A 21,888-nucleotide genomic window follows, 5' to 3' on the forward strand; every position below is an offset into this window, starting at 1 on the left:
CTAAAAAACAACTAATACCCCGATAACTCCAAATACCCCCGCCCCACCACTTTACCACTTCCTAGCTCCTTCACCCGTACTGCGCCTTCCCAATACAGCACACGGGTCACCATTAACTGATCCTCCACCACCGCCTCAATCCGCCAATGGCCTTGTATAGCCGGATAATGCAACTCCCAAGCAATGGGATATTGCGTGCCATTCTCAGCTTGCCAATAGTCAATCGGCTTCAACTGTAGATCTTTCAGGCTTAAATTTTGAGTGCTGGCATCCGCTGCGACCCATTTACCTTGGCTATGCGCCTGATCAGCTGCACCGGAAGTTTTGCGCAATTGATAGAACATTAGCTCCTGCCCGTCGTTAAATTGCAGCGAGAACCAATCCCAACCCGCCTGATCTTTGCCTAAGGCGCTGGTGCTCCACTCACGGTCTAGCCACGATGAACCCGTGACTTGCAAATCCTGATCTTGATAATGAATTAAGCCCGTGGTGGCTAAGCGGGTGAAAGAATAATAGTAGGAAGCATTACCCGCCGCACTACTCTTTTGGCTTAAACCTTGGTTACCTTGCAGCACGACGGGCTTTTCCGGTTGCAGCTTAAGTTTAAGGCTGAACTCTGCATGCGCTACCTCGACCGTCCACGGAAACTCACCATTGTCTTGTCCTAAAATTTGCCAATCTTCCAGCCAAACTTTAAAGGGCTGCATCTGCTGACCTGCTAAGCCTGCTGCACCCCGCGCCAAGCGTTGCTGGTGTAAATGTTGATGACCCTCCACATCAGTTAAAGCAATATGTGCCATCCAGACTTGATTGCTTGCCCAAATAGATGGGTTGTCAGGTGGTTGGGGGCTAAGCGCGATACGAAATAGTGTGACTTGATAACCAAAATGCCGCCCTGCTTCGGTTTGTAGATTGCCTGTCACATACCACCATTCATTGCGAAACTCTGGGTGGGCTGCATGCTCCTTGGGAAATTCAAACAGGCGGGGTTCTAATGCGCGTGCAAAGCCCGCCTCTGGAATCCCCCCTAAAGCCAGATTCAAATCCATCCCTACTGACTCAGATTTTTTATCGCAACCTGCCAGCAATAGTATTAAACAAAACAGACAAAATCTAACGACCATCTAAGCCCTCCCGAATCGAGAACTGACCGATACGATGCACCGGATAGAGGCTAGCAAGGAGAGCGGCGATCACTGCTAACAATAGGGCTTGCAGTGGAATGCTCGCAAAGAAATAAGTCTGCATCGTCCAACCGAAAGAGCGTTGGTTGATAATCTCAATGAGTAGCACCGACATCAGCCAGCCGAGTGGCCAAGCTAATACTCCCGCTAGCAGCCCCAATAAAGCAGCTTGACCTAGCACCAAAGCTTGCACTTGTTTCGGCGTGAACCCCGTTGCCCGTAAAATCGCAAACTCACGACCTTTCTCTAAAAACAAAGCCATCAAAGCACTAAACACCCCCACAAAGGCGACGATTAACACTAAAACACGTAGCACATGGGTAATCGCAAAGGTACGGTCAAATACTTGCAAAGAATTATCACGAATCTCCTGATTGGAGCGAATCACTAAAGACTGTTCAGCGGATTGTAAATCATTCGCCCAAACCTTGAGTTTATCTTGCACCAAGGCTGGATTCGTACCCGGCTTTAAAGTCAGACCCAATGAAGACATCCCCCGCTCTGCCCAATAACGCTCATACAAACCTCGCGGCAGCACTAACATGCCTTGCGTAGAGCTGTAATCACGGAATACACCCAAAATTGGCAGCTTAATTAAGCCCGCCGTTTCAGTTGCTAGCTGCACACTCGCACCCACAGCACGCTGGTAGTGATAAGCGAAAGGCTCTGAAACGAGTATGCCTTCAGCTTGCTCAAAGCGCTGCCATGCATTGCTGGGCGTATTTTGCAAAAACTCAAAACCACGCTGACTCTGTGCTCCGGGCTGCAAGACTAAAGTCGGCAAGGGCATCCCTTCCACGGTTAAGCGGGTAGAAAACCCAGTACTTAAACTCGCTAATTCGGGCAGGGTTTTCACCCGCTCTAGCCAAATGGGCGCGAGTGAACCTTCTACACGAGACGCATCCGCACTTAGCGCGGATACATAGACATCACTCGGCAAAGTCAACTTCAGCCAATCCGCCACACTAGCGCGGAAGGAGCCAATCATCATACTCACACCAATCGTGGCCGACACTGCCACCGTGAGGGCGATAATCGCTAAACTAGTACGACTTAAACTCGCTTCCAGACTGCGTAAAGCCAGCGCAACTAACCACTGAGCTTGCGCAAACTGAGCATTTAAGCGCTGCAACAGCTTTAAGAGTTTACGCAGTACCCACGGTATTAACAGGCTATAACCCACAATCAGCAGAAACAAGCCCGTGAATCCCAGCACCAATTGCTGCCCCGAACTCATCATCAAGAGTGCACTGCTGAAGATCAGCACTAAGCCTGCCAGCGCGAGCTTCGAGCTTAAACTTTGATTCGTTTGCTCTAAACTTGAACGGCGCTGCACTTGTACTGGAGCCACTCGTGCTGCTTCCAAGGCGGGTGCAAGCGTGGCTAGCAGCACCGCTACTAAAGTGATACAGCTACCTTTAATCGCAAGCGCGGGCGTAATCAGCAAATCGGTGGGTGATACAGTCACATATAAATCGCTAATGGTTTGTGTGACTAGCACTAACAAGCCCTGCCCCAACAACACGCCGAGCAACACGCCTAAAGCACTGCCAACTAGACCTAATACACAGGCCTCAAGCAATAAATGCCGAAACAATTGCCCCGCCGTGACACCCAACATGCGGGTAATCGCAAAACTCTGGCGACGTTGTAAAACCGAAAAAGTCATGGTGTTATAAACCAGAAACGCCCCCACCAAGATAGCTAACAGGCTCATTGCTAATAGATTCGTGTTAAAAGCTCCGGTCATTTGCCCGAACACAGCCTGCTGCTGGGCGAAGGATTCCAGTTTCAAATGAGGTGGTAAGCGGGCTTGCAAGCTTTGGGCTTCAGCAGCAGTTAGTTTGAGTTGAATGCGGCTTAAACCTAGAGTGTTGCCTTGTACCGTAGCCAGATCTCCAAGCAGCAAATCACTCTGCACTAAATCAGCAAGGGCAATAATCCTAAAACTTCGCTCCCCTGCTTGAATCACCTGCCCTCGCTGCAAACCTGATTGTGTAGGTGCAATAACGCTATCGGCCTCAGTCAGTAAGCGGGTGAAGACTCCAGCATCCAAAGCCCCCAAACTGCTTGCAGGCAAAGCAGCTGCAAAGGGGTCTAAGCCTAATAAACGGTAATGCACACCTTTAATAGTCAGTGGTAACTCGAGTTCAGGTAAACTCGCTCGATAGCCCCATTCCACCCGCAACTGTCGATAGAAAGCATCGGGAATTCGTCCCTGCACGGCTTTAATTTCATGTGTCATCGGGCTAGCAAGGGTATTCACGGATTGCTGGAAGGATTGCGCGGCACTGTGCGTTGCCAAATCGACGGCTATCATCACTGCCGCCCCCAAAGCAATGCTCAATAAAGTCAGCCCCAATTGCCAAGGGTGGCGCGTGAAGAACCGCCAACTCGAACGCAATAATAAATTTGGCATCACCATCACCACGCCAAATCATTGGGATGGGTTTGCAACACACCTTCTTGCAGTACCAAAATGCGCTCGGCGCGCTCCGCCACTGTTTTACTATGCGTCACCACTAACAGGGTTTGCTGGAGTTGTTTAGCTAAATTAAATAATAAATCCAAAATCAGTTGCCCAGTTTTCGCATCCAAATTGCCCGTTGGTTCATCGGCTAGGACTAAAGCGGGTTGATGAATTAAAGCACGCGCAATCGCTACCCGCTGTTGCTCCCCCCCCGAAAGCTGATCAGGAAAAACCCTTGCCCGAGTGGGTAAGTGAATCGCATTCAACCAAAAGGCTAAACGCTCTTGTTGTTGAGCAGCCGGAATACTAAGCAAACTTAATGGCAGTACAATATTTTCCGCCACCGTCAATGTCGGAATCAGATTAAACTGCTGATAAATAAAACCAATCTGCTGGCGACGCAACACAGTTAAGGCGGGCTCTTTAAGTGCAGTCAACTCTTGCCCGTTAAGGAAAATTTGCCCCGCAGCTGGTTGATCCAAGCCTCCCAGTAAATTCAACAAAGTCGACTTGCCTGAACCACTACTGCCCACCAAAGCGACCTGCTCGCCATGCTTTAACTCTAGGCTTACGTCATGAAGCACGCTATGCAGCTGACCTGCTTCTGGATAGGTGTAGTGAAGATGGTAGGCACTGAGCACGGCTATAGTCCTAAAACTGAAAAGGCAGATTTAGCATGGAATACGGCGGGAAACAAACCTAAGCACTTTACAAGCGGCCTTTCGGTGCTTTGGCCATTAACTACCTTTTTCAGTTTGCACACTCTATGCTTAAAACACTCCTAAGACTCATGGAAAAACAAATGTCTGCTCTACCAAATTTTACTTACCTGTCCCCTGAGGCTTATCTTTTGGGTGAGAATGATCGTACTGATGCAGTGAAATATGAGTATGTGAATGGTCAGGTGTATGCAATGGCGGACGCAAGTCGTAACCATAATCGTCTTGCCCGCAATTTGACAACTCGTTTAGATATTCACTTGCGTGGCAGTCGTTGTGAAGTCTTTCAAGGTGATATGAAAGTCGGGATTCAAACGGCGAGCGAGCAGCATTTTTATTATCCTGATGTGCAGGTGAGCTGTGTGGAAGAAAATAACCGCTATTTCAATACCTCACCCTGCTTAATTATCGAAGTGCTTTCAGAAAGTACCGCACGGGTTGATCGTTATGAGAAGCTGGTTGCTTATCGCTTATTAGATTCTTTGCAAGAATATGTGCTGTGCTCACAAGAAACCGCACACGTAGAAATCTATCGTAAACGCACTGGCTGGCAAACAGAGTATTTTGTAGCGGGGCAATATTTTACGCTGGAATCGGTGGGTTTAACGGTGGGGATGAATGAGCTGTATGAGTTTCTTTTGCCACAGAAGAGGTCAAAAATGACTTTACGATCAGAAGCACTGATACCTTGATATTCGTTTTTTGTGTAAGTGAGTTCAGAGACTTGATGATGATCAGGCAGTAGGGTATTGAGAAAACTAATCAGTAAATCTTTATGCGGCTCTTCGCCAAACAATTTTTTAAAGCCAAAGTCGGTAAGCGGGTTGAGGTAGATGTCTTGCATGCCTTAGGAATCGTGCAGGTGATAGGCAAAGTATAGTGCAAATGAGCAAGGACGCCTACGATTGGTACACTTTCGCCACAGAATTAGCTTTAGCTAGCACCCAGCCATTCAACGCCCTCGTAAAAAACTGAAACTACTAATGATTCTTTAATCGAGTCTAAGTTTAAAATATCAGTCAATTGACGATATTCATGCAAATTCCATTCATAAATCCCCATTCGTTGATAATGCTCAACTAAAATAGTCTCGGAATCAATTAGCAAATAATCCCGCAAGCTTGGAATAGAGCGGTAATGATGAAATTTATCACCCCGATCATAACTACGGGTACTGGGTGACAAAACCTCAACAATCAATACTGGATTGAGCAGGGTTTTATGATGATCAATCAGCTCTGGTTGACCACAATACACCGATGCATCGGGATAGGTATTGAGTCCTGAGGGCGTGGTAATACGCATATCGCTATTCATCGGTTGACAGGGTTTACCACGTAAGCGTACAGCGAGTCCAGTGGTGGCATTCAATCCAATACGGGCATGCTGGAAAGTACCCCCAGCCATTGCGAACACTTGGCCTTGATAGAACTCATGTTTTTCAGTGCTGGTTTCTTCTAGTTTTAGGTAGTCTTCACGACTAATTAGGGTTTTGATGGCTTGCATGTTTGCCTCCAAAGTGATGTTTGATGTTTAGACTATACAACCAACGCTGGTTTTGGCATAGCTGAATGTTCGAGTGTAAAATATACAAATTATCATTTTACAGGGGGGTTTAATGTCTATTTCAACAATCAGCAGTGATATTACAAGAACACAAAAAGAAATAGCCGACTTAGAGCACAAAATTAGCTTGGAGAGTAAAAAAGAAGCAGATTATTTGGGTAAGATTGGGCAAATTCAACGAAGTATTACAAAAAATATTTCACTTTCAACATTGAATAGCAAAAATTCTGAGATTGAGCGTAAACAATCAGATATAGCAAAAGCTCAATCAAATAAAGCTGATCTTCATAGAAAGCTAACCGACAAGGAGAGCCGCTTATTAATGCTCAAACAAAACCTTGCAAAAGAAGAGGCAAATGAAAGAAAAAAACAATTAGAAGTTGCAGCTAGAGAGCAGAAAAAACTAGATGAATTAGAAAGAAGACGACAAAGAGAGCAACTAGATCATCAAAGGAAACTTCAGGAGGAGATAAAAAGAACTACTAGACCTCCTGCGAAAGTCATTTTTTAAGCAATTTCAATGGATGAATTTTGATCGTTTTTAGGCTGATCTCTATGTAGGGCATAGCTTTAGCAGATCGATGGGGTTGATCAATTTTTGACTTTCGCAGGAGGTCTAATATAAAAGTATGAATCTTCTTTTTGTATGTACGGAAAATAAACTAAGAAGCCCAACCGCAGAGGCAGTTTTTTCCAAAATCAAAGGTGTTGAGGCCATGAGTGCAGGAACAAACTCAGATGCATGCACACCATTGTCAGGCGATCTCATTGAATGGGCCGACGTTGTGCTTGTAATGGAAAAGTTTCATAAAACTGTAGTCAGCAAAAAGTACAAAGCCCTGCTCAAGGGAAAGCGCCTAGTTTGCTTAGATGTACCCGACAATTATACCTATATGCAGCCAGAATTGGTTACATTACTTAAATCAAAGGTTTCAAGGTATATTCGGTTCTGAGGTTCTGAGCACCTTGTTGACCTGTGAGTAATCACAGACTCAAAGCGTCCAAACTTATGTCCTCCCAAAGCTTGGCTTGCCATTTTGTATCAATCATCAAATGGCTCACGCAAAATCAGACTAATAAAGCGCTCAGCCTGCACCTCGCCCCAACTAGCAATTAAAGCGGTAATGCCATTAACACGAATCTCAGTATCAGTAAGTTGCTTCATCAGGCAGCCCCTTAATAGAAGAACCCACCAAACAAAAAGCCACCCGCAATCGCAAGTGGCTTTCCGTGGGAGGAGACAACTCAGCTCTTAATTAAACCGCACATATTCAAAATCAACGGGCTGGCGATTAATCCCCATCACAGGTGGTGCAATCCAATTCGCAAACTTGCCCGGCTCGACCATCCGCCCCATCAGGCTAGCTACAAATTGACGATCACCGACCGATGGCAACCACTTATCCACATTCGCCTCCCAATCAGCTTGGCTAATCACCTGACCTTGGGGAGACACTTTCGCACCTGATAGCGAACCGATATTTCGATGGAAGGCTTTGTGTGGGACGCTTAAGCGGAAGGGAATGCCTGCTTTTTCAATCACTTTATTCCAGCGTTCAACACCTGCCACGCTGTCTTTAATATAATCGTCGCGCAGTACTTCGTTGAGGGCATTCAACATCGGCACTTCTTTCTCGACTAATTGACCATTACGCACTTCCAAGACTTTATAACTGTCGTTTTTCAGTACATGGTCATCGGTACGCTTGCCTTCTTCATAGCGGCCTTTTAAGCCAGTCGTGTAGAAGGTAGCCGCATTCGAAGACTCATCCGCACCAAACAGGTCAATCGTGACGCTGAAATGGAAATTGATATAGCGCTGAATCGTTGGCAGATCAATCACCCCCGCTGCACGAATCTTGGCAGGATCATCGGTTTTTAGATCATTCATCACTTGGCAGGTCCGCTGAATCACCCGTGATACACCCGATTCACCCACAAACATGTGGTGTGCTTCTTCGGTGAGCATAAACTTCGTGGTGCGTGCTAAAGGATCGAAGCTGGACTCTGCCAAAGCGCACAACTGGAACTTACCATCACGATCCGTGAAGTAAGTAAACATATAGAAAGACAACCAATCGGGTGTAGGCTCATTGAAAGCTTGCAGAATCCGTGGATTATCTTGTTGACCGCTACGACGTTCTAATAAAGCCTCGCCTTCTTCACGACCATCACGTCCAAAGTATTTGTGGAGTAAATAGACCATCGCCCATAAATGGCGACCCTCTTCCACATTCACTTGGAATAAATTACGTAGATCATATTGGCTTGGAGCCGTTAAACCTAAATGGCGTTGTTGCTCAACCGAGGCTGGCTCAGTATCACCTTGGGTTACAATAATGCGGCGTAGGTTAGCGCGGTATTCGCCGGGTACATCTTGCCAAGCGTTTTCGCCTTTATGGTCGCCGAAATGAATTTTGCGATCTTGCTCAGCGGGATTTAAAAAGATGCCCCAACGATAATCGGGCATTTTTACATGCCCAAATTGCGCCCAGCCTTGTGGATCAACACTGACTGCAGTACGTAGATAAACATCAAAACCATGCGAACCATCGGGGCCCATATCTTGCCACCAGTTCAGGTAGTTAGGCTGCCAGTGTTCGAGCGCACGTTTTAAGGTACGGTCTTCGCTGAGATTGACATTATTCGGAATCTTTTCTTGGTAGTCGATAGTAGACATGCTGCTCTCCTCAGAGGTTCTAGCGAGGCGCTAATCACTTAGCGCCCTCTTTCAATGCAAAACTTAAACGCGATTCCAATCAAATTGAGCTTTATCGCCTTTACCATACACTTTCAGTGCGCCCTTTTCGCCCACCGCATTCGGGCGTTGGAAAATCCAGTTTTGCCAAGCGGTTAAGCGGCCGAAAATACGGGTAAACATATTTTCCTCACCATTGAAACGTAAATTCGCTTCCATCCCCGTTAAGGCATCGGGTGACATCGCCACACGCTCTTCAACTGCAATCCGTACTTCATCATCCCAATCAATATCGTCAGGGTTGCTGGTCACTAAACCAATCGCTATGGCTGCATCAGCATCCAAAGCTTGCCCCGCTTTAGCGCGCACTGCATCCAAGGCAGGCTGCTCATTATAGAAACGCCGTGCTAAACGACTCTCACCTGTTGCCATCGGATACCAACCAAAATTCATCTCGGCGACAGTAATTGTTGGCGTATCAACATCATCCGGCAACATTAAGTGATAGCTACGATCACACGCTAAAGCAAACTCAAGGAAAGAACCCGCAAAGCATGAACCTTTTTCAATCAAGGCAAATAAGCTGCGTGAAGACACATCCAAACGGCTAAAAGTACGGCGTAATAAACCGATGGTTTCACGCACTAACCAATGATTTTGGTGATCAAGTAACACCTGATCCATCGCTAAGACTGCAGCGGAGTCACCCGAAGTTTTCATCAACCAGATGCCAATATCTAATTCATTGGTACGCATGGATAAAATCGCATCTTCCAATTCACGCGCTAATTCCAGTGGATACCAGTTTGCACCCACCTCTTCGATTTCAGCGATAGTGGAAGGCTGGACACCCTCAGGCGCTTTCACTGTGAAAATAGCCGTTCGGGTCGCACGATTAATTTCAATCGTCACATGCTGATAGCGCAATGCATCGGCTTCAATCGTGCGCTTGATTGGCGTCAACTCGATCCCCTTGGCATCCGCCGGACGATCACTGTTTGCGGCTAAAGCCAAAGCACGTTCTTTCACCTTTTGAGCAAAGACCGCAGGCTTGGCAATTTCATCGACTAAGCGCCAATCTTTAGCTTTTTGCCCACGAACGCCTTCAGTTGTAGTGCAGAAAATATCCGCTAAGTCATGGCGTACATGGCGCTTATCAGTCACCCGTGTCAAGCCACCGGTGCCCGGCAAAACACCCAATAAAGGCACTTCCGGCAAGCTCACTGCACTTGAGCGGTCATCAACCAATAGGATTTCATCGCAAGCCAGCGCTAATTCATAACCACCGCCTGCACAAGCTCCATTTACGGCAGCTAAGAATTTCAAACCACTGTATTTAGAAGAATCTTCGAAACCATTCCGAGTTTCATTGGTAAATTTACAGAAATTCACCTTCCAAGCATGACTACTTACACCCAGCATAAAAATATTTGCGCCGGAGCAGAACACCTTATCTTTCAGGCTGGTAACGACGACCGTGCGCACTTCGGGATGCTCAAAACGAATGCGATTTAAGGCATCATTGAGTTCAATATCTACGCCGAGGTCATAGCTATTGAGTTTTAATTTATAACCGGGACGTAAACCTGCATTTTCATCAAAGTCAGCACTTAAAGTAGCCACTGAGCCATCAAAGCTGAGTGTCCAATGCTTGTATTGCGCTGGATTAGTTTGATAATCGACACGCTCAGGTGTAGTAATTGCGTTCATCAGAATTCTCCTCACTTGGTGCAGTTAGATGCAGCTTACGCTGTACTGTTATATGCATAATATTGCACAATTTTAAACGAGTCAAGCAGAACATGCATTAAAATGCAATTTATTATACAGGTAAGTGCAAGGAGTGCCGCACTAACTCACGCAATAAGGCAAATGTTTGCTCTAGGGATTGGCTACTCGTATCAAGCTTGTATTGAGCCTTAGAATAAAACGCTGCCCGTGCAGCAAGGATATGCTTGAGATCTTCCATCGCCTCTTTGCTCGCCGCCATCGGGCGAAAGTCCCCTTGTTTCATCACGCGCTGCATGTGATCTTCTGGGTCAGCTTGTAACCAAATCGTGGTGCAGTGCGATAATAAAAGATTGAAAGTTGAAGTATCAGAGACTAAGCCACCCGGTGTACAAATCACTGCTTCTGGATAAATCTGAATTGCTTCCTCTAAAGCACGGCGCTCATAACGACGATAGGCATTGGCACCATACAAAGCTTGAATTTCAGCAATACTGCAACCTGCAAATTGCTCAATTTCACGGCTTAATTCAACGAATTGGAAATCTAAATCATCAGCGAGCATCTGCCCTAGCGTTGATTTACCTGCACCTCGTAAACCAATTAAAGCAATCCGTGAACTGGCAGCGGCTTGCTCACCAAGCGTCCCTAAAGCCTCACCGATTGCAAGACGTGCACGTCTTAAGGTGGCTTCGTCTTTATTCTCTAATAAAGAACGAATCATCAGCCATTCAGGGCTAACAGTGGTGACATCACCTATTAGCTCTGCTAAGGAACATTCCAGCGCGCTCGCAACTTGCTGTAAAACTAAAATCGAGGCATTGCCTTCACCATACTCTAGATTAGCTAAATGTCGCTCAGACACCCCAGTCATCAGCGCTAGCGCTTTGCGGGTCGTACCTTGGCGCGCTCTTAAAGCTCGCACGCGCTCGCCTAAAGCGACGAGCAAGGGGTTTTTGCCTTCCGACTCGGCTAGTTGAGTCGGATGAAGTGTGTGCTTTTTTTCAGCTTTCGCCATGTTGGCGCTCCTCATAAAATCAAACATGCAATATATTGCTTGACAGAGTGGTAAACTATCTTTATTGTTCTAACATGCACAATAATTCATATTAGCTGAATTAGCAAGTTCAACCCGAGTATGCTCAAGGTGAGGAGATAGTCAAAATGCCTAGTCGTCAGTTCCGCCAACAAATCGCTGAGTTAACGGCACAATTAGCAGGGCGTGAATTAAATGCTGATTTGCAAGCATGGTTGAATCAAGAGCACGGTGTGGATAGCCCCAGTTATCAGCAGTTAAAACAAAGCTGTGAACAAGGGGTCGCCGAAGGCTGGCTGTGTAATCGTGAAGGCGGTGGAATTCGTTATGGACGTATTTTTAAACCTGCCGATGATTTAGCGGGTTTCTCAGTGGATGTCGTCGATATGCAAGATATAGTCGGTCCACATCATCGCCATCCCAATGGTGAAATTGACCTGATTATGCCGCTAGAAGGTGAGGCCTTATTTGACCAGCAGGCCGCAGGCTGGTTGGTTTATCCAGCTGGTAGCGCCCACAGCCCAACCGTGACTCAAGGTCGTGCTTTAGTTTTGTATCTGCTCCCACAAGGTAGCATTGAATTTACCCGCTCAGCTTAACTGGAAACAAGACATGTCTGAATTACTCGCAAATTACTGGGGTGGACGTTGGCAAACCGGAAGCGGTGCTGGTACTAGCCTATTTGACCCTGTGTTAGGTACAGAATTAGTTCGCATTGATGCCACGGGCTTAGATTTAGCAGAGGGCTTTGATTTTGCGCGTGAACAAGGCGGTACAGCTTTACGCAAACTGACTTATCGTGAGCGTGGTGCGCTGCTTGGCGCTATCGTCAAAGTATTACAAGCCAATCGGGAGGCTTATTATGCAATCTCGATGGCTAATAGCGGTACTGTGAACAACGATACCGCAGTCGATGTCGATGGTGGTATTTTTACGCTAGGTACTTATGCCAAACTCGGCGAAACCTTAGGGGAACGCCGTTATTTACTCGACGGTGAGCTAGCTCGGCTAGGTAAAGACCCACTCTTCCAATCCCAACATATTTTAGTTCCCACTCGTGGAGTAGCTTTATTCATTAATGCTTTCAATTTCCCTAGCTGGGGTTTATGGGAGAAAGCCGGGCCTGCACTAATTTCTGGCGTACCTGTGATTATCAAGCCTGCCTCGGCAACTGCTTGGCTCACTCAGCGTATGGTTAAAGATGTGATTGAAGCAGGTATTTTACCACCTGGGGCTTTATCTATTCTATGTGGCAGCTCCCAAGGCTTAATGGATCAACTGCAGCCCTTTGATGTCGTATCCTTTACGGGTTCTGCAGCAACCGCCGCCGTGATTCGTTCCCATCCTGCTGTCACGCAGTCTTCGGTACGGGTCAATATTGAAGCGGATAGTATTAACTCTGCGGTCTTATTGGATGATAGCAGTGCTGAAAATGCTGCCTTAGATTTATTGATCAAAGAAGTGACTCGTGAAATGACCGTGAAATCTGGGCAGAAATGCACAGCCATCCGGCGCATTTTTGTTCCAGATGCTTTATATGAGCGCACCGCTGCGACACTGAGTGCGCGCTTAGCTAAGATCACGGTAGGGAATCCACGCAATGAAACGGTACGCATGGGTTCAGTGGTGAGTAAAGAGCAATGGCAAGCCGTGCAAGCGGGCTTAGCTCAACTGAAAACCCAAGCCGAACTGCTGTTTGATGGTTCGAAACAACCGCTCGTCGATGCAGACCCGAGTTCTTGTTGTATCGCCCCGAGCTTATTAGGTGCTCGGGCTGCCGATGCTGCACCGCTGATTCATGATACGGAGGTCTTTGGCCCGGTCGCTACTTTATTAGCTTATCGTGATACCGCCCATGTCCAAGCTTTAGTCCGTCGAGGCCAAGGTTCATTAGTCACCTCTTTATATGGCACAGACCCTGAGGCTTTAGCAGCAATGGCCGCTGAGCTAGCCGATAGCCACGGACGGGTACATATTATTACTCCTGAGGTAGCGGCTATCCAGACGGGTCACGGCAATGTAATGCCGCAGTCTTTGCACGGTGGCCCCGGACGTGCGGGGGGTGGCGAAGAGCTAGGCGGAATACGTGCTTTGAATTTCTATCACCGCCGTAGTGCTGTGCAAGCGAGTACCAACGTTTTAAAACATCTATAAGTGCTCACAATGAGCTAATTAAACTTACTATGGAGGAGGAGAGTCATGTCCATAGAGAACCTGCCAGCACCGGAAGGACGCTTTAACTTTGCTCAGCATTTGTTGGACATCAATCAACAGCGTGCTGAAAAAACAGCTTATATTGATGACCAAGGCACGTTGACTTATGGTGAGCTAGCAGCGCGTATTCAACGCATGGCCAGCGCTTTAGTCAAGGCGGGTATCCGGCGTGAAGAGCGGGTATTGCTACTGGTGCAGGATTGCAATGATTGGCCGCTGGCTTTCTTAGGGGCTCTGTATGCGGGTATTGTCCCCGTTGCAGTCAATACCTTACTGACCGCACATGACTACCACTATATGCTCAGTGATAGCCGAGCCACCGCTGCGATTGTTTCTGAAGCCTTACGCCCAAGCTTAGAAGCGGCTTTAGCTAAAGGTGATCATGATCTTAAAACGATCTTCGTTTCACGCGCCCAAGGTGAGTTACCTGCAGGTAGTGTGCATTTAGACACGGCGATTCAAACCGCCGAACCGATGGCACAAGCTGCCAATACCCGTGCGGATGATCCCGGCTTTTGGTTGTATTCATCTGGCTCGACGGGCAATCCGAAAGGGACGGTGCATACACAAGCTAACCCCTATTGGACAGCAGAGCTTTATGGTAAACGTTTATTAGGGATAACCGAGCAAGATATTTGCTTTTCGGCTGCTAAATTATTCTTTGCCTATGGCCTAGGCAATGCCTTAAGTTTCCCCTTAAGTGTGGGTGCAACCGTGGTATTAATGCCCGAGCGCCCGACTCCTGATGCCGTCTTCAAACGTTGGATTGACCATCAACCAACGATTTTCTTTGGTGCACCGACTGGTTTTGCTGGCATGTTAGCCTCGGCTAAGCTACCGAAAAAAGCAGAGGTCGCTTTACGCTTAGCCTCTTCCGCAGGCGAGGCACTCCCCGCTGATATTGGCGAGCGCTTCACCCAGCATTTTGGTGTCGAGATTATTGATGGCATTGGCTCGACCGAAATGCTGCATATCTTCCTCTCCAATCAACCCGGCAAAGTACGTTATGGCACGACCGGTTGGCCGGTACCGGGCTATGCAATCGAATTAAGAGGTGAAGATGGCCTCCCTGTGGCCGATGGCGAGACGGGGGATTTATACATTCAAGGCCCTAGTGCTGCCCTCATGTATTGGAATAATCGCACCAAAAGCCGCGAAACCTTCCAAGGGGCTTGGACCAAGAGTGGCGATAAATATGTGCGCAATGCTGACGGTACTTATACCTATGCAGGACGCAGTGATGACATGCTGAAAGTCAGTGGGATCTATGTCTCACCTTTTGAAGTTGAGGCCACACTCGTTCAACACCCTGCTGTCTTAGAAGCAGCGGTGATTGGTAAACAAGATGCGGAGGGCTTAACCAAAACTAAAGCTTTTGTAGTCTTGAAAGATGGAGCTGAACTGACCGCTGAGGAATTAAAAGCCTTTGTCAAAGAGCGACTTGCCCCTTATAAATATCCGCGCTTCATTGAATTTGTGACGGAACTACCGAAAACAGCCACTGGCAAAATTCAACGCTTTAAATTACGCCAAAAAGAAGCTGAGGCAAGCAATGGATCGGCCGATTGAATTTTTCAGGCTCGACTGGTGCGGGCGTGCAGTGCAACTAGAGTATCAATGGGTCGGCCGAGCGGATTCGCAAGCGCCTTTGGTAGTTTTTTTGCATGAAGGCCTCGGCTCAGTGAGTATGTGGAAGGATTTCCCCGCTCGTTTTTGTCAAGCAGCACATTGTCGGGGTTTAGTTTATTCGCGCCCGGGCTATGGGCAATCGACACCTCGCCACCCTGATGAGCGTTGGGGGGTTGATTTTATGCACCGCCAAGCCTTTGAAGTGTTACCCGCTTTGCTAGCCGCTTTAAAGATTGACCCTAGGCAACAACAGCTGTGGTTATTCGGTCATAGTGATGGAGCTTCGATTAGCCTGCTGTATGCGGCTCGCTATCCACAAGCACTCGCGGGTGCTATTGTGCTTGCGCCACATATCATGGTAGAAGACATCACGATCATCAGTATCGAACAAGCACGGGATACTTATCAAACCACTGATTTACCGAAAAAGTTAAGCCGTTATCATCAAGATGTCGACTCAGCATTTTGGGGGTGGAATACGATCTGGTTACATCCGCCCTTTCGCGCTTGGTCGATTGAAGAGGAGCTAACGACGATTCAATGTCCGCTACTCGCGGTTCAAGGATTAGATGACGAGTATGGCTCGTTGGAGCAGATTAGAGGTCTTGCTCGGCGCGTCCCAAGCACTGAGCTATTGGAACTACCCGCTTGTGGGCATTCACCCCACCGAGACCAGCCAACCACTTTGATTACGAACGCAAGCGACTTTATAAGTCGTCATACTTTAGGAGGAGAACCTAGATGAACTTATTTAAAACTACGGTGATTGCTGCCGCTATTTTGGGCTTTTCGAGCCTTAGCTATGCTGAAGATAAACCGTTAAAAGTGGGCTTGATGCTGCCTGCAACCGGTACTTTCGCAGCGTTAGGCACAGCGATTGAAAATGGCTTTAAACTTTACACCAAAGAGCAAGGCGATAAATTAGGCGGTCGGGCGATTGAATTTGTCAAAGTCGATGATGAATCTGATCCAGCCAAAGCCACTGATAATGTCAATAAACTGATTAAAGGCGAAAATGTCGATATTTTAGTCGGGACAGTACACTCTGGTGTAGCCATGGCGATGGCCAAAGCAGCCAAAGAAAGTGGCACAATCCTGATTGTCCCGAATGCAGGTGCGCAGGCCGTCACAGGCCCGATGTGTTCACCGAATATTTTCCGTAGCTCCTTCTCTAACTGGCAGCCGGGCTATGCGATGGGTGAGGTGGTTGCCCAAAAAGGCCATAAAAAAGTCGTCACGATTACTTGGAAATATGCTGCAGGCGATGAGTCGGTGCAAGGTTTCAAAGATGGCTTTAGTAAGTCCGGCGGCGAAGTGATTAAAGAACTGAATTTGCCCTTCCCGAATGTGGAATTCCAAGCGCTGTTAACAGAAATCGCTTCACTGAAACCGGATGCAGTTTATACCTTCTTCGCAGGCGGTGGTGCTGTCAAATTCGTGAAGGACTATAAAGCTGCTGGCTTAAAAGACAGTATTCCGTTATACGGAGCTGGCTTCTTAACCGATGGTACTTTAGAAGCTCAAGGCGGTGACGGCGAAGGCTTGCTCACAACCCTGCATTATGCAGATCAATTGGATAATGCTAAGGATAAAGCTTTCCGTACTGCTTACAATGAAGCTTATAAACTGCCACCCGATGTGTATGCAGTTCAAGGTTATGATGCTGCTCAAATTCTGAAAGTCGGTTTAGACGCTGTGCAAGGCGATGTCAGCAAAAAAGCTGAATTTGCAGCCGCTGTTGAAGCGGCTAAATTTGATAGCCCCCGAGGTGAATTCACCCTGTCAAAAGCACATAATCCGGTGCAAGACATTTATTTACGCGAAGCAAAGGGCAAAGAAAACCCCGTTATTAGCGTGGCAACTAAAGCCTTAGCCGATCCTGCCAAAGGTTGTGCAGCCAATTAAAAGTAATTAATGCTCTCTAGCCCCTTTTGAAGACAGGAGGGGCTATTAGGCCATTAAACCAACTCACTGAAGTTACTGAGTCTACTCAGTTGTTCTACTTGGTTGTTCTACTCAGTGTAGTACTCAGTTTGTGTTTAGCTTTGCTGACTGAATTGAGTGCTTGGGTTTGATTCGCCTAGCTCTCTAGACCACAGGGAGAGTTGATGAGCCGTTTCAAGTGGAGCCTTCTATGGACTTATCCATCTTCTTAATTCAATGCCTGAACGCCTTACAGTATGGCTTATTGCTATTTTTAGTGGCAATGGGGCTGACTTTGATCTTCGGCATTATGGGCGTGATTAATCTCGCTCATGGCAGTTTCTATATGATAGGCGCTTATATGGCCTATGCTCTTAGCCCGATTGTGGCTCATGCCTTTGGGGGTGGCTTTTTCTCAGTCTTGGTGATTGGGCTGATTCTCGCTGTTATTTTGGGTTATTTCTTAGAATGGGCTTTCTTTAGCTTTCTCTATGATCGTGATCATTTACAGCAGGTATTAATGACTTATGGCTTGATCCTCGTTTTTGAAGAATTGCGCAGTCTGCTGGTAGGTGATGACGTGCATGGTGTCGCTGCCCCCGAATTTTTAGCGGGGACGATTCCATTAGGTGACATTATGACTTATCCGGTGTATCGCTTGTTTATTTCGGCGGTTTGTTTGCTCTTAGCGCTCGGTATGTATTATGTCTTCACCCGTACCCGCTTAGGTATGATGATTCGAGCAGGCAGTACTAACCGCGAAATGGTGCAGTCCTTAGGCATCGACATTAAATTACTGTATCGCATTGTGTTTGCAGCCGGTGTGGCCTTAGCCGCTTTTGCTGGGATGATTTCAGCCCCAGTATCAACCGTTTATCCGGGCATGGGTAGCCAAGTTTTGATTATCTGTTTTGTGGTGGTGGTCATCGGTGGCATAGGCTCGATTCGAGGGGCTTTTCTAGCCGCCTTATTAATTGGTTTTGTTGATACGTTTGGCAAAGTACTGCTACCTGAAGCAGCGGGCGTATTAGTGTATGTATTAATGGCTCTCATCCTGCTGTGGAAGCCGGATGGTCTATTCAAAACGAGCTGAGACCCAACATGATGGATAAATTCTTCAGTGGAAAACTTCTATTCGTAGGCTTGTTATTTGCAGGCCTAGCCTTGTATCCCTTGGTAGCCAGTAGTTATGGTTTAGATTTAGTTTCTAAAATTATGATCTATGCCATCTTAGCCATGAGCTTAGAATTACTCGTCGGGAGCACGGGTTTAGTCTGCTTTGGTCAAGCGGCTTTCTTTGGGATTGGTGCTTATATCGCCGTGATGCTTTCACCTGAAAGTGAATCTGGTCATCTCTTGTGGTTACTCCCTGCGGCGATTTTAGCAGCAGCGGTGTATGCTTTATTTGTCGGTGCTTTATCACTCAGGACTAAAGGTGTCTATTTCATTATGGTCACCCTAGCCTTCGCACAAATGGCTTATTATGTGGTGCATGATACTAAGCTCGGCGGAGGTACAGATGGTATCTATCTCTATTTCAAACCGACCTTAGGTTCAATCCTTGATCTGAATCATCCGCAAGTATTGTATTTCTTCACTTGGGTATTTTTAGTGTGGACCTTTATCTTCCTCGCTATTTTATTAGGTTCGCATTTTGGACGAGTGTTGGCAGGGATTCGGATTAACGAGCAACGGATGCGTGCCTCAGGTTTCTCGACCTATCCCTATAAGCTAGCGGCCTTTGTGACTTCCGGCGGGATTGCTGGCTTAGCAGGCTTCTTATTTGCGGTCAAAGATGGCTTTGTCAACCCAGAAATGATGAGCTGGCATTTATCCGGTGCTTTGCTGATTATGATTATTTTGGGTGGTTTAGGGCATTTACGCGGAGCCATTATTGGTGCTTTTGCTTTTGTATTCTTACAAGAGTTTTTCAAATCTTCAGACATTTTTGGGGCTTTCGCTAAGCATTGGCAATTAGGTTTAGGCTTCACGATTATTGCTTGTGTGGCTGTGTTACCCAAAGGTTTAGTGGGCTTGCCTGAGGTTTTACGCAAGCGTTTATACGGTGGCCGCCCTTCGAGTGATGCACAAATCGTGCTGAAATAAGGAGATGCAAACATGGCAGAAACTTTATTAAGAGGCAGCGACATTACCCAACGTTGGGGGGGGTTAGTCGCTGTCAATGCAGTCTCCATTGAGCTTGAGCGTGGCAGTGTGCATGCGGTGATTGGTACTAATGGAGCTGGGAAATCGACCCTGATCAATATCTTATCGGGTGAGTTCCCGCCCACGGAAGGCAAAATTGAGCTATTAGGCCAAGAGGCCACGCACTGGTCACAAGCCAAGCGCGCACGTCAGGGTTTAGGGCGCAGCTATCAGCGGAATACCATTTTTCCAGACTTCACCGTTTTTGAGAATTGCCGCTTAGCCGCGCAAGCTCAAGTTCAACGTCCTTGGGTTTGGTGGAATAATGCACAAAAATGTAAGCACAGTGTAACAGCCGCCAACCATGCTTTAGAGCTGGCGGGCTTAATGAGTGTCAAGGAACGCTTCGCAGGTCTGTTATCACATGGGCAAAAGCGTCAATTGGAAATTGCGATGTGCTTAGCGATTCAGCCGAAAGTGCTGCTATTAGATGAGCCATTGGCCGGAATGGGTGCCGAAGAAACGGATCGGATGTTGGAACTGTTGGCGAGCTTAAAGCGTGATCATGCCATCTTGCTGGTTGAACATGATATGGATGCTGTTTTTAGAATTGCTGACCGAATCACTGTGATGGTGAATGGGAGTGTGATTGCCTCTGACACCCCCGATCAAATCCGCGTGAATGCTGATGTGCAAACTGCTTACTTAGGAGGGCACTAAGATGCTACAGGCTGAGCTTTTGATTGAAGCCAACGACATCCATGCTTGGTATGGCTCTAGCCATGTATTACAAGGCATTGACTTTACAATCAGTCGGGGTGAAACGGTTGGTTTATTAGGGCGCAATGGCATGGGTAAAAGTACCCTGATTCGGACTTTACTCGGGCATATCAAGCAGCGTGACGGCCATATTAGTGTGCGTGGCAAAGATATGTCCAAAGCCAAACCTCATGAAGTGGCTCGAATGGGAATAGCCTATGTCCCTGAAGGCCGTGGCATTTTTCCTAATCTGTCGGTACGTGAAAATCTAATCATGGCCGCACGGCCTAGTTTAGATGGGCGCAATGACTGGCCTTATGAGCGCATCCTTGAAACCTTCCCTCGCCTGCAAGAGCGGATCGGCAATATGGGTAATCAGTTATCCGGTGGGGAGCAACAAATGCTGTCGATTGGACGAGCGCTAATGACCCATCCTGATTTAATTATTCTGGATGAAGCCACTGAAGGCTTAGCCCCTTTAATCGTCGAAGAGATTTGGCGAGTGATTGATACGATTCGAGCCAGTGGAATTGCCACCCTGATTGTTGATCGCAATTACCATAAAGTTTTAGCCAATAGTGATCGTGCAATTGTGCTCCAAAAAGGCCAAGTAGTACTCACGGGTAAAGCGGAAACAGTAGTGCAATCGGAAGAGTTGGCAGGGTATTTGGGAGTTTGATACGCAGTTGGCACGAGTCGGGCGGGCTTTAGCTAGCCTACCACCCGATCATCCATTGTTTTTGTTCACTATTGAAATTAATACCGAGCAATACCTTCGCCAGCCAATAGTACTGACTGCCACTGGCAAGTGGGTAGGCTATTGTATAAAGCCAGCGGCAACTGAGAAAGTGCTAGCTTTGCTTACCAAGCTGAATGGTTAGTCAAGCTAGCACTCGTGCTTATTAGCCCTTATCTTTCTTAATCCTCGTCACCCGCCAACAAATTCATAATTTGATCAACTGATTTTTGGTAGAGGTTGACGGTCTGGTTTTTGATGCGCAAATACACGGGGCTGCCTGCCCGCTGGATGGCAGCTTGCAATTTTTTGACCCGTTCCAGACGCTGGGCACGTTCGGCAAATTGCAACACCCCCTCGACGACACCAATGATCTGAACGACCTGCCAAAGTGCGTCCAGCACTCCACCATCCTTGTGTGGCAGGGTGCTGGCGGGTTCAGGCTGGAAGCTGGCAGTTTGCTGGAATTCATCCTGTAGGAATTGCAGGACGGCAGCTTCCAGTTCGGGCTGGTGTTGGGGAATGTGGATTTGCAGAGTAGTTTTCGTCATGGTGTTTCTGTCCATTCTGGATATTGGTCAAGCGTTGCTATGTCCTGTTCGCCGCTGATGACTTGGGCGATGGCGGTCAGTAATTTGGGGTGAGGGTGGAGGTCTGCACAGGCAACTTGCACATTATCGGTTAAATCCCAGCCAATGGAGCGCGAGCCAGACTGAAGTTGTTGTTTGAGCGGGGCAAGGGCATAAGGTTGGCAATGGGCGTAGCGGTAAAAGGCAAGCTCCACTTGCAGGTCAGGCTCTAAGTCGGGTTGGCTTTCCGCTTTTTCCAAGCATTGTCGGGCTTTGTCTTTTTGATCGGTAGCAAACAAAAATTTAGCGTAGTTACCCAAAATATTGGGATGTTCAGGAGCAGTCTGTATGGCTTTGTTGAACAATTGGTCTGCTTGCTCAAGATCAGATTTATAAGTAGCCATGAAGTTAGCGTAAATACCAAGCAGGTTTGCATTCTTCGGGTCGGCTTCCACCGCCCGTTGGTACATCACCTCGGCTTGCGCGTAGTCCTGCTTTTGGTTGGCAAGGAA

At 47.3% G+C, this 21,888-nt stretch carries 22 protein-coding genes and 1 pseudogene; 12 read left to right on the forward strand and 11 right to left on the reverse strand.

Annotated features, from left to right (window positions below; genetic code table 11):
* Positions 1-11 precede the first annotated feature (11 nt).
* The 3 genes from B5D50_RS03620 to B5D50_RS03630 are packed head-to-tail and all read right to left on the reverse strand — an operon-like array spanning position 12 to position 4,295.
* Positions 12-1,124, reverse strand: a complete 1,113-nt coding sequence (locus B5D50_RS03620; protein ID WP_078921201.1) for a lipocalin-like domain-containing protein — start codon at positions 1,122-1,124, stop codon at positions 12-14.
* The gene (locus B5D50_RS03625) at positions 1,114-3,603 is read right to left on the reverse strand and encodes an ABC transporter permease (RefSeq protein ID WP_159448561.1); all 2,490 of its coding nucleotides are present in this window, start codon (positions 3,601-3,603) and stop codon (positions 1,114-1,116) included. The genes B5D50_RS03620 and B5D50_RS03625 overlap by 11 nt, the downstream gene beginning before the upstream one ends.
* Positions 3,604-3,608: 5 nt before the next feature.
* The gene (locus B5D50_RS03630; protein WP_078921203.1) at positions 3,609-4,295 is read right to left on the reverse strand and encodes an ABC transporter ATP-binding protein; all 687 of its coding nucleotides are present in this window, start codon (positions 4,293-4,295) and stop codon (positions 3,609-3,611) included.
* 161 nt (positions 4,296-4,456) lie between these two features.
* Between B5D50_RS03630 and B5D50_RS03635 the strand changes: the two genes are divergently transcribed.
* Positions 4,457-5,065: a Uma2 family endonuclease gene (locus tag B5D50_RS03635; protein ID WP_078921204.1), complete on the forward strand. Its 609-nt coding sequence runs from the start codon at positions 4,457-4,459 to the stop codon at positions 5,063-5,065.
* On the opposite strand, the pseudogene B5D50_RS03640 reads toward B5D50_RS03635, so the two are convergent.
* Together B5D50_RS03640 and B5D50_RS03645 are read right to left on the reverse strand one after the other, a co-directional pair.
* Positions 5,017-5,217: pseudogene (locus B5D50_RS03640) on the reverse strand (PD-(D/E)XK nuclease family transposase); the annotation flags it as partial. The gene B5D50_RS03635 and the pseudogene B5D50_RS03640 sit on opposite strands and share 49 nt — an antisense overlap.
* 89 nt (positions 5,218-5,306) lie before the next feature.
* A complete protein-coding gene (locus B5D50_RS03645) occupies positions 5,307-5,879 on the reverse strand; it encodes a Uma2 family endonuclease (protein ID WP_078921205.1) in 573 nt (190 codons plus the stop codon).
* 112 nt (positions 5,880-5,991) lie between these two features.
* On the opposite strand from B5D50_RS03645, the gene B5D50_RS03650 reads away from it, so the two are divergent.
* Both B5D50_RS03650 and B5D50_RS03655 read left to right on the forward strand, forming a co-directional pair.
* Entirely contained in the window at positions 5,992-6,450 is a 459-nt protein-coding gene (locus B5D50_RS03650; RefSeq protein ID WP_078921206.1) for a hypothetical protein, read from the forward strand.
* 118 nt (positions 6,451-6,568) lie between these two features.
* Positions 6,569-6,892 (forward strand): low molecular weight protein tyrosine phosphatase family protein, encoded by a 324-nt coding sequence (locus B5D50_RS03655; protein WP_078921207.1) that lies wholly within the window; start codon positions 6,569-6,571, stop codon positions 6,890-6,892.
* 89 nt (positions 6,893-6,981) lie between these two features.
* Here B5D50_RS03655 and B5D50_RS20725 read toward each other — a convergent pair whose 3' ends face one another.
* From B5D50_RS20725 to B5D50_RS03675, 4 genes are all read right to left on the reverse strand, one after another.
* Positions 6,982-7,104 carry a hypothetical protein gene (locus B5D50_RS20725; protein WP_268807799.1) on the reverse strand — a complete coding sequence of 41 codons (123 nt, stop codon included), beginning with the start codon at positions 7,102-7,104 and terminating at the stop codon, positions 6,982-6,984.
* An 87-nt stretch (positions 7,105-7,191) separates the two neighbouring features.
* Positions 7,192-8,619 carry a benzoyl-CoA 2,3-epoxidase subunit BoxB gene (gene boxB, locus B5D50_RS03665; RefSeq protein ID WP_078921208.1) on the reverse strand — a complete coding sequence of 476 codons (1,428 nt, stop codon included), beginning with the start codon at positions 8,617-8,619 and terminating at the stop codon, positions 7,192-7,194.
* A 63-nt stretch (positions 8,620-8,682) separates the two neighbouring features.
* Positions 8,683-10,347 carry a 2,3-epoxybenzoyl-CoA dihydrolase gene (gene boxC, locus B5D50_RS03670; protein WP_200807016.1) on the reverse strand — a complete coding sequence of 555 codons (1,665 nt, stop codon included), beginning with the start codon at positions 10,345-10,347 and terminating at the stop codon, positions 8,683-8,685.
* A 112-nt stretch (positions 10,348-10,459) separates the two neighbouring features.
* Positions 10,460-11,383, reverse strand: coding sequence for a helix-turn-helix transcriptional regulator (locus tag B5D50_RS03675; RefSeq protein WP_200807017.1), 924 nt, complete (start codon positions 11,381-11,383; stop codon positions 10,460-10,462).
* 146 nt (positions 11,384-11,529) lie between these two features.
* Between B5D50_RS03675 and B5D50_RS03680 the strand changes: the two genes are divergently transcribed.
* The 9 genes from B5D50_RS03680 (at position 11,530) to B5D50_RS03720 (ending at position 20,750) form a co-directional block, all read left to right on the forward strand.
* A complete protein-coding gene (locus B5D50_RS03680; protein ID WP_078921210.1) occupies positions 11,530-12,000 on the forward strand; it encodes a 4-hydroxylaminobenzoate lyase in 471 nt (156 codons plus the stop codon).
* Between the two features lie 13 nt (positions 12,001-12,013).
* Entirely contained in the window at positions 12,014-13,555 is a 1,542-nt protein-coding gene (locus tag B5D50_RS03685; RefSeq protein WP_078921211.1) for a 3,4-dehydroadipyl-CoA semialdehyde dehydrogenase, read from the forward strand.
* Positions 13,556-13,600: 45 nt separating this feature from the next.
* Complete coding sequence (locus tag B5D50_RS03690) at positions 13,601-15,184, forward strand: benzoate-CoA ligase family protein (RefSeq protein ID WP_078921212.1); 1,584 nt, start codon at positions 13,601-13,603, stop codon at positions 15,182-15,184.
* Entirely contained in the window at positions 15,168-15,989 is an 822-nt protein-coding gene (locus tag B5D50_RS03695) for an alpha/beta fold hydrolase (protein ID WP_078921213.1), read from the forward strand. The genes B5D50_RS03690 and B5D50_RS03695 overlap by 17 nt, the downstream gene beginning before the upstream one ends.
* Positions 15,986-17,149 carry an ABC transporter substrate-binding protein gene (locus B5D50_RS03700; protein WP_078921214.1) on the forward strand — a complete coding sequence of 388 codons (1,164 nt, stop codon included), beginning with the start codon at positions 15,986-15,988 and terminating at the stop codon, positions 17,147-17,149. The genes B5D50_RS03695 and B5D50_RS03700 overlap by 4 nt, the downstream gene beginning before the upstream one ends.
* A 229-nt stretch (positions 17,150-17,378) precedes the next feature.
* Positions 17,379-18,260 carry a branched-chain amino acid ABC transporter permease gene (locus B5D50_RS03705; protein WP_078921215.1) on the forward strand — a complete coding sequence of 294 codons (882 nt, stop codon included), beginning with the start codon at positions 17,379-17,381 and terminating at the stop codon, positions 18,258-18,260.
* Positions 18,261-18,268: 8 nt separating this feature from the next.
* Complete coding sequence (locus B5D50_RS03710) at positions 18,269-19,273, forward strand: branched-chain amino acid ABC transporter permease (RefSeq protein WP_234975789.1); 1,005 nt, start codon at positions 18,269-18,271, stop codon at positions 19,271-19,273.
* Positions 19,274-19,285: 12 nt separating this feature from the next.
* Positions 19,286-20,032: an ABC transporter ATP-binding protein gene (locus B5D50_RS03715; RefSeq protein ID WP_078921216.1), complete on the forward strand. Its 747-nt coding sequence runs from the start codon at positions 19,286-19,288 to the stop codon at positions 20,030-20,032.
* A gap of 1 nt (position 20,033) precedes the next feature.
* A complete protein-coding gene (locus tag B5D50_RS03720) occupies positions 20,034-20,750 on the forward strand; it encodes an ABC transporter ATP-binding protein (protein WP_078921217.1) in 717 nt (238 codons plus the stop codon).
* 239 nt (positions 20,751-20,989) lie between these two features.
* Here the strand turns inward: B5D50_RS03720 and B5D50_RS03730 are convergent, their stop codons facing one another.
* Both B5D50_RS03730 and B5D50_RS03735 read right to left on the reverse strand, forming a co-directional pair.
* Positions 20,990-21,358: a hypothetical protein gene (locus tag B5D50_RS03730; protein WP_078921219.1), complete on the reverse strand. Its 369-nt coding sequence runs from the start codon at positions 21,356-21,358 to the stop codon at positions 20,990-20,992.
* Positions 21,355-21,888 (reverse strand): tetratricopeptide repeat protein (locus B5D50_RS03735; RefSeq protein ID WP_159448562.1); only part of this gene is annotated, 534 nt, incomplete at its 5' end. The genes B5D50_RS03730 and B5D50_RS03735, both read right to left, overlap by 4 nt.

It is taken from the genome of Thiothrix eikelboomii (assembly GCF_900167255.1).
GTDB classification, from domain to species: domain Bacteria; phylum Pseudomonadota; class Gammaproteobacteria; order Thiotrichales; family Thiotrichaceae; genus Thiolinea; species Thiolinea eikelboomii.

Bases quoted from the DNA above. Each gene is read 5' to 3' on its own strand.
- B5D50_RS03645 (WP_078921205.1), bottom strand. From the start codon at position 5,879: ATGCAAGCCATCAAAACCCTAATTAGTCGTGAAGACTACCTAAAACTA.
- B5D50_RS03690 (WP_078921212.1), top strand. From the start codon at position 13,601: ATGTCCATAGAGAACCTGCCAGCACCGGAAGGACGCTTTAACTTTGCT.
- B5D50_RS03620 (WP_078921201.1), bottom strand. From the start codon at position 1,124: ATGGTCGTTAGATTTTGTCTGTTTTGTTTAATACTATTGCTGGCAGGT.
- boxC (WP_200807016.1), bottom strand. From the start codon at position 10,347: ATGAACGCAATTACTACACCTGAGCGTGTCGATTATCAAACTAATCCA.
- B5D50_RS03720 (WP_078921217.1), top strand. From the start codon at position 20,034: ATGCTACAGGCTGAGCTTTTGATTGAAGCCAACGACATCCATGCTTGG.
- B5D50_RS03705 (WP_078921215.1), top strand. From the start codon at position 17,379: ATGGACTTATCCATCTTCTTAATTCAATGCCTGAACGCCTTACAGTAT.
- B5D50_RS03675 (WP_200807017.1), bottom strand. From the start codon at position 11,383: ATGGCGAAAGCTGAAAAAAAGCACACACTTCATCCGACTCAACTAGCC.
- B5D50_RS03730 (WP_078921219.1), bottom strand. From the start codon at position 21,358: ATGACGAAAACTACTCTGCAAATCCACATTCCCCAACACCAGCCCGAA.
- B5D50_RS20725 (WP_268807799.1), bottom strand. From the start codon at position 7,104: ATGAAGCAACTTACTGATACTGAGATTCGTGTTAATGGCATTACCGCT.
- B5D50_RS03710 (WP_234975789.1), top strand. From the start codon at position 18,269: ATGATGGATAAATTCTTCAGTGGAAAACTTCTATTCGTAGGCTTGTTA.
- B5D50_RS03685 (WP_078921211.1), top strand. From the start codon at position 12,014: ATGTCTGAATTACTCGCAAATTACTGGGGTGGACGTTGGCAAACCGGA.
- boxB (WP_078921208.1), bottom strand. From the start codon at position 8,619: ATGTCTACTATCGACTACCAAGAAAAGATTCCGAATAATGTCAATCTC.
- B5D50_RS03715 (WP_078921216.1), top strand. From the start codon at position 19,286: ATGGCAGAAACTTTATTAAGAGGCAGCGACATTACCCAACGTTGGGGG.
- B5D50_RS03625 (WP_159448561.1), bottom strand. From the start codon at position 3,603: ATGCCAAATTTATTATTGCGTTCGAGTTGGCGGTTCTTCACGCGCCAC.
- B5D50_RS03700 (WP_078921214.1), top strand. From the start codon at position 15,986: ATGAACTTATTTAAAACTACGGTGATTGCTGCCGCTATTTTGGGCTTT.
- B5D50_RS03655 (WP_078921207.1), top strand. From the start codon at position 6,569: ATGAATCTTCTTTTTGTATGTACGGAAAATAAACTAAGAAGCCCAACC.
- B5D50_RS03635 (WP_078921204.1), top strand. From the start codon at position 4,457: ATGTCTGCTCTACCAAATTTTACTTACCTGTCCCCTGAGGCTTATCTT.
- B5D50_RS03650 (WP_078921206.1), top strand. From the start codon at position 5,992: ATGTCTATTTCAACAATCAGCAGTGATATTACAAGAACACAAAAAGAA.
- B5D50_RS03695 (WP_078921213.1), top strand. From the start codon at position 15,168: ATGGATCGGCCGATTGAATTTTTCAGGCTCGACTGGTGCGGGCGTGCA.
- B5D50_RS03680 (WP_078921210.1), top strand. From the start codon at position 11,530: ATGCCTAGTCGTCAGTTCCGCCAACAAATCGCTGAGTTAACGGCACAA.